Origin of the sequence: Yersinia sp. Marseille-Q3913 (assembly GCF_963892745.1) — a bacterium.
GTDB classification, from domain to species: Bacteria; Pseudomonadota; Gammaproteobacteria; order Enterobacterales; family Enterobacteriaceae; genus Yersinia; species Yersinia bercovieri.
The window spans coordinates 25,180-38,119 of sequence record NZ_CAWQAF010000020.1; the positions used below are offsets into that span (position 1 = coordinate 25,180).

Genomic DNA, 12,940 nt, shown 5'->3' on the forward strand with positions numbered 1-12,940 from the left:
ATACATATAGTCTATCTTAGTAATATAACCCGCCATAAAAGACGGGTTATATTATTGTTTAGCAAACTAATTTACTCTTTAAATCCGGGTTTGCCATTCTCGGCTCGCCATTTTTTTATAACGTTCAGAATACCCTCAGGGCTGTCTTCACTATCGTTTGAAGGATAGAACAAAATATCTGTACCATCAGGGTGTTCAGCTGCGTCAACAATTGCAAATACTAGCGCATCTAGTTCTTCCTCTGAGCTAAAACCCCCATCAAAAAGAGTCTTAATCAATTCAAGAAATTCGTTTTCTGTATATTCTGTGAATTTTCTTACGCTCATAATTACACCTTTTTCTTTGAGTGGATTTCAATATGCCGTTTCGGTGTTAACACCCGAAGATTGTCTATACCATAAACCGCGCCATCCTGGCTGATTGGCTTAATGTGATGAAGCTCATATTTTGTTCTTCCACCTACATGCTCTTTTTTAGGGGGAAATGGCGAAAGTTTATTACGCATAACTAACCTGTTGATATTGGTAAACTGCCCCGATAGCTCAGGATCATTCCCAACGGCGGCCCAAAATGCCGCTCTGAATTGATCAAAATTGCTGAACCGTCTGGCACGCAATTGATCTGCGATATGTGCGGGGATCGGTGCACCTAGCCCCTCTCCGGCCCCTGCCAGCCAAATACCCGTCACGGGTTGCCCTAGTCCCGTCACGATCCCCGGCTCATCTCGCGGGCTTCTAAGGTAAACATACACCGGCTCCAGCCCAGAGTCTGCCGGGAACCAGATGATATAATCATGGAAATCATGCTCTTCTGGTGCCGGCTGGGGCAGCACAGTGTGGATGACCGTGTGCCGGATCGCTACCTCACCGGTATGCTGCGGGGCGGCGGGCGCACTCTCCGGTTGTGGTAACACCGGGCTGAGATCCGTTCCCGGTGCTGCCGTCGGGGTAAAGGTCAAAGTACGGCGTGGCCAAGTATCGGTGGTGAAAGTATAAATGCCGTCAATAGCATCATATTGTGCAGCAACAACTTTTACCCTGCCGGAGACACCGCCCACACCGGTTTTTACTGCATGAATCTGCATCTGACCATATGTGCCGTCAGTAATTAGCATGCGAACCGGGAGTTCTATATCATCTTTATGGGCCAACCAGGCCTCAGGGGATATCCATCGGTTAATCAAAGAGATACTGCCCGCTAGTAATGGTTGCTTCCAGCTTTCCTTAATACTAAATTGATAGAAAACCCTGGCAAAAATAACCGCCATCGGGTCTGCATCCGGGGAAGACTCAATAGCGCCGAGTTTGTCCAGTGCCGTCCAGAATGAGGCACTTAATCCGGACATCACCTCAGGGTCTGGCGTAATAGCCCCTTTTCCGGCGATAGCAAAGCCCGACGAATAGACACTCCCCACCGGATGAACAGGCAGAGAGTAGATATTTTGACGAATGCCTTCCTGCCATCTGGTATGTGCTTTCGCTTCCTCTTTGGCCCACCGATCCTCCTCAATACGTTGCCGTTCTGCCTGCTCAATCTCTGCAATAATATGTTGCTGCGCGGCTAATAACGCGGCCTGCCTGGCCCTTAACGCGGCGATACTCTGATTTAAGGTATTCACCTCGCCTTGTTGGGTGCTCGCCACCGCCATTAACCTGCGCATCTCGGGAATATGCCTGAATGTCCTTCCCCGATATGCAGGACTTTTAATATAATCAAGGCGTTGCTGCACCTGAGTGACCTCCTGATTCAGCAACATCAGGTTTTTTTCAAGCAGCAGAATATGCGCCGCAACTTCTGTCACCTGCTTGTCCGTCAGCGATTTTTTCAGCCCCATCTCTTCTGCAACCGAGTTGAACGGCTGGCCCTGTGCCAGAGCACTTTCCGCTGCCTCCCGTTCACTCCGCGCCATTTCATAGGCGCTACGCGCTTCCTCCCGAATCTCATGGGTGCTGATGATTCGAATCATTGAGATATACAACGGCTCAATATTTGTACCGTCAGGAAAGACGATGATGGCATCGCGGGTATGGCGACCCGCAGAGGTAGTCACCTCCTTAACGACTGCATTCTCAATGGGTATCGCGCTGGGTTTGCCAGCCACTGCCGGTGGTGTCTGATGAGCAGGCACCACACTATCAACCACATTGATGTGTATCGGCGTGACGCCAGGAACGGGCGCGGTATAGAGATTCGGTGTCGCCGTTGGAACCGCTTTAACCACCGGAACACGTTGTATTACCGCTGGATTTTTGACTAATACTGCCTGTTGCACACCCGCTTCCGTCACATCACTGATGCGGACATTAACCGCAACATCCGCCGCTGTCTGTAACGTCTCTTTCGGTATATTGGTGACTCTGTCGGCGGGCAAAACCGGGGTGGTAAAGTAATTACCCATCGGGGGATCAGGGGCGATGGATGAGGGCATCATGCCCATTACCGCCACCCCGATAGGGCTGGTGCGCATCGCCCATGAGCCGATGCGGGCTAAATTACTTTCGACAAATGCCGCCACCACCGAAAGCCGGCTTAAGGTGATCCCCCAATTCCCATCAATTAATGTGATAACGGCGGGTACACCCCCGACAGCCATATAAGCCTGCATATCTGGTCGCTGTGCCAGACCCGGTGTATTGCCGGTAACCCCTGAATGCTGATTACCGCCCTTATTTCCCCCACGATTGCTGCGACCAAATTGGCTCGGGCTATAATGATGAATTTTGCCATAAGGCGTATTTGAGGTTCCCCAGCCACTGCCCCGATTTGAATGACTACTGCCCCGTCCGGCAGGACCCCCTTTAATACCACCGGTTGGGCCCCGGCTGCCGTGGCCCGTTACATTACTGTGTCCTTCACCCATAATTAATTTCCTTATTGAGAGTTGAGTTGAATGCTATAACTCACGAGACTATTTATTTACCTGCTCATTGATTGATTAATTTAATTCACCTCCATTGATATTTTTAATATCAATAACCACCACACGCGGAAATAAAAAACCTCGCTAATTAGCGAGGTCATTTGTTATAGCTATAATTATTTTTGACTACAGGAGTGAAAATAATAGGGTCTTTGTGATGGACTTAACCACAACTAACACCTTACAATATTTTTTCCGGGCCGTGATAGCATTAATTTAATTATTTTTTCGCCACGCAATACACTATATTTGAGACAAAAAAAACCGCCGCCATTAATCAATGGCAGCGGCTTAATTCTACTAAAAATAATACTCATCATCCCTGGTGTGGCAGCTAGAGCTAAATAATTACGCTGTCACACTCAAGGGCTAAGCTATTTTAGCCAGCAACAGCGATACGTTTCATATCCGTCATATAGCCACGCAGTTTATGACCTACCGCTTCGATTGGGTGATTACGGATAGCTTCATTTGCATCACGCAGTTGGGCATTATCCACCGCCGTGCCAGCAACACTTTTACCCAAATCGCCCGCTTGCAGTGAATCCATAAATTTGCCTTTCAGCAGGGGAACTGCGGCGTTAGCGAACAGATAATTACCGTATTCTGCGGTATCAGAAATAACCACGTTCATTTCATACAGACGTTTACGCGCAATGGTATTCGCAATCAGTGGCAGTTCATGCAGGGATTCGTAATAAGCGGACTCTTCGATAATACCGGAATCAACCATAGTTTCGAATGCCAGCTCAACCCCAGCTTTTACCATGGCAATCATCAATACGCCGTGGTCGAAATACTCTTGCTCAGAGATTTTGCCTTCAAACTGTGGCGCATTCTCAAATGCCGTTCTGCCAGTCTCTTCACGCCAGCCCAGCAATTTAGCATCATCGTTAGCCCAGTCGGCCATCATACCGCTAGAGAATTCACCAGAAATGATGTCATCCATATGTTTCTGGAACAGCGGTGCCATAATCTCTTTCAATTGCTCAGACAGGGCATAAGCACGCAATTTCGCTGGGTTGGATAAACGATCCATCATCAGCGTGATGCCACCTTGCTTCAGCGCTTCGGTGATGGTTTCCCAGCCGAATTGAACCAATTTCTCAGCATATGCCGCGTCAGTACCTTCAGAAACCAGCTTGTCGAAGCACAGCAGTGAACCGGCCTGCAACATGCCACACAGAATAGTTTGCTCGCCCATCAAGTCAGATTTAACTTCAGCAACGAAAGAGGATTCCAATACCCCAGCACGATGGCCGCCAGTGGCTGCCGCCCACGCTTTAGCGATCGCCATGCCTTCGCCTCTCGGGTCGTTTTCAGGGTGAACTGCGATCAGCGTCGGCACACCAAAACCACGTTTGTACTCTTCGCGAACTTCAGTGCCAGGACATTTTGGCGCAACCATCACCACGGTGATGTCTTTACGCACTTGTTCGCCCACTTCAACAATGTTGAAACCATGGGAGTAGCCCAGCGCTGCACCATCTTTCATCAATGGCTGAACCGCCTGAACCACTGCGGAGTGCTGTTTGTCTGGTGTCAGGTTAACCACCAAATCTGCCTGTGGGATCAACTCTTCATAGGTGCCCACTTTGAAGCCGTTTTCAGTCGCTTTGCGCCATGAAGCACGTTTTTCGGCAATGGCTTCTTTACGCAGAGCGTAAGCCACGTCCAGACCGGAGTCGCGCATGTTTAAGCCCTGATTCAGCCCTTGTGCACCACAGCCCACGATCACCACTTTTTTCCCTTTCAGGTAGCCAGCTTCATCGGCGAATTCGTCACGAGCCATAAAGCGACACTTACCTAATTGCGCCAACTGCTGGCGCAGGTTCAATGTGTTGAAATAGTTAGCCATGGTATTACTCCGTTCAGATTCTGTTTTGTGGGTGTAGGGGATAACCTTGGATTCACTATATGACAGGAAACACATTGCTGAAATTGATATATTAACAATGTGATATTGCAGATTCTGCAATACAGACTATTTCTGATGCAATACAATGGATATTCTCACCCAAGAGGCTGTCTGTGATGGATTTACGTGACCTAAAATTATTCCTGCATTTGGCTGAAAGTCGCCATTTTGGCCGCACCGCCAAAGCCATGCACGTCAGTCCATCCACCCTTTCACGCCAGATCCAGCGGTTGGAAGAGACCATCGGCCAGCCGCTATTTTTACGTGATAATCGCACCGTGCAACTGACCGATGCGGGCACCCAGTTGAAATCATTTGCGCAGCAGACATTGTTGCAATATCAGCAACTGCGCCATGCTTTGGGCCAACACGGGCCATCACTGAGTGGTGAACTGCGGCTATTTTGCTCGGTCACCGCCGCTTACAGCCATCTGCCGCCGATTCTGGATCGCTTTCGTGCCCGTCATCCGCTGGTTGAAATCAAGCTCACCACTGGTGATGCTGCCGATGCGGTCGATAAGGTGCAGTCCAATGAAGCTGATTTGGGGATTGCGGGGCGCCCTGAAGTGCTGCCCGGCAGTGTGGCTTTTACCCAAATTGGTGAAATTCCGTTAGTGCTGATTGCCCCCGCCCTGCCTTGCGCGGTGCGCTCGCAGGTGTCTGTCGATCAGCCTGATTGGGCCACCATTCCCTTTATTTTACCGGAGCACGGCCCATCGCGAAAACGCATTGATTTATGGTTTCGCCGCCAACGAATCACTAACCCATTGATTTACGCTACGGTTTCCGGCCATGAAGCGATTGTGTCAATGGTTGCGTTAGGTTGTGGTGTGGCGCTGATCCCATCAGTGGTGGTAGATAACAGCCCAGAACCGGTGCGCAACCGTATCTCTCTGTTGGATGATGTCTCACTGGTGGAGCCATTTGAGTTGGGGGTTTGTGTCATCAAAAAACGGCTCGGTGAGCCGTTGATTGAAGCCTTTTGGGGACTACTGTAATGCTCAGCTCGCCCATGGCAGGCGGGAAATAATTTATAGCGGGGCAACAAGTGTATTTGAATTCATCTTTGGCATAAAAGGCTTATCAATAGGGGTCGCGACACCCTCAATGGTGTCAAAGCTATTTATCGCATGTGTCAGTTGATCTGATTGCACATACTGGTGCTCGACATGTTCATGACAATAATGATCGTCATCATCACCCCGTGTTCCTTGGGCAAGGTAAGATGAACCATGCCGTCTATTATGTCCGTCACGATAGATGTCGACAAAATCTTTAACCTTGACTCCGTTATTATATTCAGCTCCACTACAACTCTGCAGATTGCCATCTAAATCAAATTTTTGAGATATTTGAATTTGACTCACCGTTTTTCCATCAGCATCAATTTCATAGTTATCTATATGTCTGGAGATGATCTTTCCAGATGAATCAAAATATTCATACTTTTTATCTAATGCATATCTTATATTATCGGAATTAAAATGTTCAGTTTCCGTAATACTATAATTCAGTTTTTCATTAGCATCATATGCTTTCCGTATCTTTGTAGTCCCAAATCCAGAAATATTAAGTATTTCCTCTGTTATGAATTTTTCTATTAACTGCCCATCACTATTGAGCACGTATTTTGTTATAACCTCATCAGTCCTCTTGCCTTTCTCATTATACCATTCTTCTTTTCGCACCACCAAATTATTATTATCATCAAACCTTTGACTTACAATAACATTACCGACTATAGATCCGTCCGCATTAACTTTTGCCTTCTCAGAAGCAACCATATTTCCACGTGAATCAAAACTTTCCGTTAATAAAACCTTAGTTGGCTTAATATCGGAACTAGATTCATCTGGCGACATATTTACTTCTGTTGAAGTAGTTCTTGTAGTGATAATTGAATGACGACCATAATTTTCTTTAACACTAACCTTTTCAAAATTAACAAGATCACGTGAATTTACAGTTTTGACAATCAGATCACCGTGGTCATTAATTTTCTTAGATACGTCAACCTCATAAATAAGTTCCAACATGGAATTGTATATACTCTTGACGCTTGTCAGACTTCTCTCATCAGCAGTAGTAATAATACATTCTTTAACTCTTTCTTTTAATTTCCCGCTTATATCAAAATAGTCACATATAATATTTTCATTCTTGCCACCAGCATCATCAATATGAGAATTGTATTTAACATCGCTAACCTTATTACCGAAATCGTCAAATTTTGTAACTACTTTTCTTGTTAAAAATCTACTTTTATCATATTCACTTTCTATTAGACAAACGACTTTCCCATCAGATGTCTTTTGTTTTTCTGTTATAATCCTCTCAATAAATTTGCCATCACCATGGCAATTAACTTTTACCTCTATAATGTTAAGTCCATCATTGAGATAAATAATTTTTCTTTTTGAGGTGAGCAGTAAATTGTTATTTTTATCATACACTTCTTTGTTACTGCGTACCATAACGCCATTGGAAGCAAAGGAATTAGTCACTTTAACTAATTCAATAACCTCATTACTCTTATTATATTTGCACTCAGTAGATGAAGTAACATTCCCATCAGAATTAAGATGCTGTTTAACAGTACTAACTATATTTTTAAGGGGATCCTTTATAGTTACAGTCCTATTTTTTGAGATAATAATTCCATCGCGGCATTGGTAATCAATCCTCTGAGTCTCGGAAAAGCTACCACTATATGTATTGATACGCTCATTACACTTGATTAACTCTCCAGATGCATTATAACGCTCATTATGGCGATTGATTACCCTACCTTTTTCGTCATAGACAACGTTCGTAATTATCTTTGGAGTCGTCTTGCCTTTCTTATTATTAACCAGCCGCTCACGAAAAATTACTCGGCCATTCTCATCAAGCTTATATCTCAATACATTACCATTTTCATCTTTACGTTCCTTAATTTCCTGTTTTTTCATACTAACGTCATTATAGTTAGTAGTATGACGGTGATGAGGGTTATTATTATCCATATAGATACCTACCTATGTTATTTATTAGGTTAAAATTATTTAATTGATACGTTTTATCTAAGGGTACAAGAAGTGTGAAGTAGAGCTATGTCATATAAAACAAAGCGTAACTTATTGCAGTTAGAGGCTAACGATTATATATCTAAATATATCACAACATGGAATTCAATAAGCAAACAAACTAATGATACGGAAAACAATCAATAATAAGGGCGAAATTATCGCCTTATATTTAGGTGTCATAAATTGATGAGATTAGAATAGTTAATTTGGTAAGATAAAAAAACGGCTCACTGAGCCGTTTTTTATCTCTTTGAGAAATAGCTTATAGCGAAGCAACAAGCGGATTCGAATTCATCGTTGGTATAAAAGGCTTATTAACTGGAGTGGCAACACCCTCACTGGTGTCAAAGCCATTTATATCAAGCGCCAATTGATCTAATTTCACATCCTGGTGCTCGATATGGTCATGATGATAATGATCGCTCCGTATTCTTCGGGCAATGTCAGAATTAATATATCCTTGATCTTCAAAATAATTTATGTCGGTAAAATCTTTAACCTTGCTATTGTTAATATATTCACCTCCACTACAACTCTGCAGATGGCCATCTAAATCAAACTTTTGAGATACTTTAATTTCTCTCACCTTTTTTGTTTCAGCATCAACCTCATGAGAATTTATATTTCTGGCGGCAATCTTTCCAGAGAGGTTATATATTTCATGCTTTTCATATACTTTTTTCGGTTGTTCCCCATTATCACCCAAAGTATATTCTTCATATATGGAAACTTTATTTCCATCGAAATTTAAATATTCATGTTTTTTATGTATCTTGCCAGAATTTAAATACTTATTTATTTCAACATAATCATACAGTACTCCATCAGCATCATATGATTTCTGTATATTTGTAGTCATACGTCTAGAAGGATAAGATATATCCTCTGTTACAATACGGCCTCTTAACTCCCCATCACTATGGTAGTCGTACTTTGTTATAATTTTGGCAGTTGACTCCTCCTCCATATTATATTTCTCTTCGCTTCTCTTTAGTAACTTATTAGTATTAATATCAAATTCTTGTTTTGCAATAACACTACTGACTTCTGAATCGTGTTCATTTAACTCCGTCTCCTTAGAAGCAATCATATTCCCCAATTTATCAAAACTTTCTGTTAATAAAACTCCCGTTCTTTTAGTATCAAAATTAAATTCATCTGATGGTATAATCACTTCTGTTGACGTAGTTCTTTCAGTGATAATTCCATTATCATATTTTTCATTAATATAAACATTTTTAAGATTAACAAGATCCTGTGATATTGTATTTTTGATAACCAGATCGCCTTGCTCATTTACTTCCTTATATACCGAAGCTTTATTTATACATTCCAATCTTGAATTGTATGTAGATTTGACATTTACACTCCGTCTCTTATTAGCAAAGATAGTAGTATTTTCTTCAACTCTTCCTTTCAATTCTCCACGCATATCAAAATCATCATGTATAACAACTTCCCGCTTTTCACCAGCATCATTAATATAAGCACTGGACTTAACATTGCTAGTCTTATTACCTGAGTAGTCAAATTTCGTAACGACTGTCCCTGTTAAAACCTCCCTTTCATCATATGTTTCTTCCGTTAGAGAAACGATTATCCCATCAGATGTTTTTTGTTTTTCTGTTTTAATTTTCCCAATGAAATTGCTATCAGCATCACGTTTAGTCTCTTCCTCTTTAATGTTAAGCCCACCATTAATGTTAAGCCCACCATTGGAATAAGTAATTTTTCTTTCTGAGGTGTAAAGTAAATTATTTTTATTATCATAAACTGTTTTTTTACTGCTACTCATATCGCCATTGGAATTGAAGGAATTAGCCACCTTAACTAATTCAATAAACTTATTACTCTTATTATATTTATGCTCAGTAGATGAAGTAACATTCCCATTAGGATCAAGCAACTGTTCAAGTTTATTCGATATTTTCTTATCGGAATTCGTCGTAACCCTATTTTTTGAGATAATAATTCCATCGCGGCACAGAGTCTCCCAACTTTCGGAAGAGCTACCAGTAAATGTTGTAATTTTCTCTTTGCGCTCAATTAACACTCCAGATGTATTATAAACCTCATGATGGCGGTTGATTATCCTGCCTCTTTTGTCACGGTCAAAGTTTGTAATGACCATTGAAGTCGTCTTGTCTTTCTTATTATAAGCTAGTCGCTCACGCCAAATCACCTGGCCACGCTCATTAAGCTTATCTCTCAATTCATCACCATTTTTATCTTTATGTTCTAAAAATCCACTTTCTTTCATATTAGCGTCATTGTCATTAGTCGCATGATGGTCATAATAATTTTTGTTATACATATAGATACCTATATTACTCATTAGATTAAGATAGTTTTACTTTACGGATATATGTTATCTAAGTGGGCAATAAATAAAAGAGTCAAGCTGCGTTATATAAAACAGAGCATGACGTATTGCACTTAGATGCTAATGATTTTACCTCTAAGCATCTCACAATATGGAATATTATAAGGAGATAAATTAAATTACATGAAAAATAAGCAAAAACAATAATAAGAAAATTAACTATTATTGTTTTATATTTAGGCATCATTAATTGAGGAGTTCAGAGGAGGGTTTAATTAGTGAGATAAAAAACGGCTCGGTGAGCCGTTGATTGAAGCCTTTTGGGGACTACTGTAATGCTCAGTCCTAAATATTAATAAAATTGAGACGATAAATTCTGGTCAGCATAAATAATCTTAACGCTAGCTTTATTTTTTGCCTCATCAGTTTCAATAACTGGTCCCCGATTAAGGATGCCAAAACCATTTATCGCACTGACTAGTTGGTCTGACTTTGCAGGTGAGTAACAACCACTAAAACTAATTGTTGTTCCGTTAGGAAAGTATTTCTTGCTAGTGAAGGGAGCTCCAACTCCAGCAGCATTAAATTTTTGAGGTGACTCAATTCGCCATTCCAACTTCCCATCATCGTTATACTTATATTCTTTTGTTAATCTGGAAGTCAGCATTTCATTAGGACCAAATTTTTCAGTTATCAGAACTGCGGACTTTTTTATTCGATGATAATTAAAATCCTGCGTTCCTTTAATAGAAATTATTAATTTTTCATTAGCATCATATGTTTTCTTTTCTAACTGAATTAGGTTACCATAAATATCATATTTTTGTTCTATTGTGACCTTGCTAATTAATTTTCCATCACCATCAAATTTCGTCTCAACACTGGAAGTCAGTCGTCCCCTTGAGTCAACCCGTTGCTTTAATTCAACTTTATAATCTAATTTATTCTTACTATCAAATTCTTGGGTTACAGTATCTCTTGTAGCTAACTCGCCCCGAGAGTTATATTTATTTTCAGCACTAAAAATCACATTGTCATTAATATCTTTCGTACACTCTTTTTTACTCAATAATTTTCCACTGAGATCTTCTATAACTTCAATAACTGAAACAGCAGCACCATCCCCCTCCGTATTTGTGGTGTACACCGAGCCATCTTTAAGTTTCCTATTTTCTTCTATCCTTGACGTTAATTTACCTGAGGAATCAAACTCCTGACGAATAGTCGTATATCCGCTACCATCCCCATGGAATTCATGATGGTAGAGCATGTTGCCGACAGGGTCAAAATCTATATTAATAGATTTAACCACTTTCACCCCAGAATTGTATTCTTCCTCAGAACCGTATATATCCTCATACAGTGAAGATATTTTTCCATTATTATGGTAATGGAGAGTTACATCTGCAATCCCAATGAGTTCATTGGAATTGTTATACTTCCTCGCCTTTACAAAATATTTATTGTCGCTACCATCATGAGAGACAAAATCCAGTATTGAGTAACCTTCTAATGCCATGGAATTGTTATAACTATTATTTTTAATATAGTCAGTGAGGTTGCCATCATGATGGCTATAATACTTTGCATTATACATACAGATACCTATATTGTTTATTAGATAAATACCATTAAAAACATTGGTTATATTTTAGCTAAGGGAGGGAGAAGATAAACAAAATTATTTAATATAAAACAATAGATTACTCAAACCCCTAGGTGATAATGATTATATCTTGAAATATTTAACAACATAGAAACCCGTAAGGAAATAAACGAAAATATATGTATGATAAGTCAATACAATAATTAACGGCTCACTGAGCCGTTAATTAACATCTTTGGAGCTGAGGTTTATTTATAAGTCAACAGCAAACCTTTAAGGATGCTGCGGCCTCATTAAAATACACCAGCAATTATTGTACCTGCGAATGCAACGCCGGCCAAAGTCGTGACCGCCATGATATCTGTTGCCACTATATCGACACTACCGAGCGGGAAGCTGTGTATTGATTCAACCAATGGAAATTCTTTTCCTATTAGTGAGCCAGCAACAGCATCATTGACCATTCCACCTTCCATTTCATGGTGGCCTATGGTTGTTCCATCAGCAGCCAATTTACTCTCTATGTTGCTCAATTTATTCCCTGCGCTATCGAACTCAGTAATATTCATAGTATAGCCAACAATATTATCGGAAATGTATTCTGCTTCAACATGGATTTTGACGTTATTAATCCCTTCTGCATTCGCTGCTTCAGTAGAATATGAGTGGAAAGTGCCATCGCTGTTCTCTTGATAATAACCAGAACATTGGTTAACAGCGTTCTTATCTGCTATTATTTTTGCTACATCAGATAAAGTTTTTTCTAAATGATGCTGATTCACTTTAACAGCCCCTCCCTCATTGAGTAGCGTTGAATTACTCTCAGGGTTAATACTTTCAGTTTGATTGTTTATCATAGACATAAATGACCTCTCTATATAATCAGTATTTCTGTCACTCGTACAGAGCACTGAAATAAATAACACAAAACCACCATAACTCAATAACCAGCAATGAGTAAAATGAAATTAAGGTTTGAGATTTATTTATTAACGGGCGATTTATTAGATATGATTTTTAATAATAACTAACATCAAGAAAATTAATATTTACTTCCTCTATTTTAATAAGGCAGATCGCGCCCCTATCCATCATTAGATAGGGG

8 protein-coding genes are annotated in these 12,940 nt (G+C 40.9%); 1 reads left to right on the plus strand and 7 read right to left on the minus strand.

All coding sequences use genetic code 11. The features are described from left to right. Positions 1-71: 71 nt before the first annotated feature. The 3 genes from AACW11_RS09915 to ilvC form a co-directional block, all read right to left on the minus strand. Entirely contained in the window at positions 72-326 is a 255-nt protein-coding gene (locus tag AACW11_RS09915; RefSeq protein ID WP_212586657.1) for a bacteriocin immunity protein, read from the minus strand. A 2-nt stretch (positions 327-328) separates the two neighbouring features. Further along, positions 329-2,860: an S-type pyocin domain-containing protein gene (locus tag AACW11_RS09920; RefSeq protein WP_212586658.1), complete on the minus strand. Its 2,532-nt coding sequence runs from the start codon at positions 2,858-2,860 to the stop codon at positions 329-331. A gap of 439 nt (positions 2,861-3,299) precedes the next feature. Then, a complete protein-coding gene (gene ilvC / locus AACW11_RS09925; RefSeq protein ID WP_212586659.1) occupies positions 3,300-4,778 on the minus strand; it encodes a ketol-acid reductoisomerase in 1,479 nt (492 codons plus the stop codon). A 176-nt stretch (positions 4,779-4,954) separates the two neighbouring features. Here ilvC and ilvY point away from each other — a divergent pair, with 176 nt between their 5' ends. Further along, a complete protein-coding gene (gene ilvY / locus AACW11_RS09930) occupies positions 4,955-5,836 on the plus strand; it encodes an HTH-type transcriptional activator IlvY (protein WP_212586673.1) in 882 nt (293 codons plus the stop codon). A gap of 33 nt (positions 5,837-5,869) precedes the next feature. On the opposite strand, the gene AACW11_RS09935 is transcribed toward ilvY, so the two are convergent. The 4 genes from AACW11_RS09935 to AACW11_RS09950 all read right to left on the minus strand — a co-directional run bounded on the left by AACW11_RS09935 (position 5,870) and on the right by AACW11_RS09950 (position 12,698). Beyond that, the gene (locus AACW11_RS09935; protein WP_212586660.1) at positions 5,870-7,843 is read right to left on the minus strand and encodes a hypothetical protein; all 1,974 of its coding nucleotides are present in this window, start codon (positions 7,841-7,843) and stop codon (positions 5,870-5,872) included. A gap of 325 nt (positions 7,844-8,168) precedes the next feature. After that, on the minus strand, positions 8,169-10,220 hold the full coding sequence (locus AACW11_RS09940) for a hypothetical protein (protein WP_212586661.1): 2,052 nt from the start codon (positions 10,218-10,220) through the stop codon (positions 8,169-8,171). Between the two features lie 361 nt (positions 10,221-10,581). Continuing rightward, complete coding sequence (locus AACW11_RS09945; RefSeq protein ID WP_212586662.1) at positions 10,582-11,826, minus strand: hypothetical protein; 1,245 nt, start codon at positions 11,824-11,826, stop codon at positions 10,582-10,584. Positions 11,827-12,128: 302 nt separating this feature from the next. Then, positions 12,129-12,698 (minus strand): hypothetical protein, encoded by a 570-nt coding sequence (locus tag AACW11_RS09950; protein WP_212586663.1) that lies wholly within the window; start codon positions 12,696-12,698, stop codon positions 12,129-12,131. Positions 12,699-12,940 lie beyond the last annotated feature (242 nt).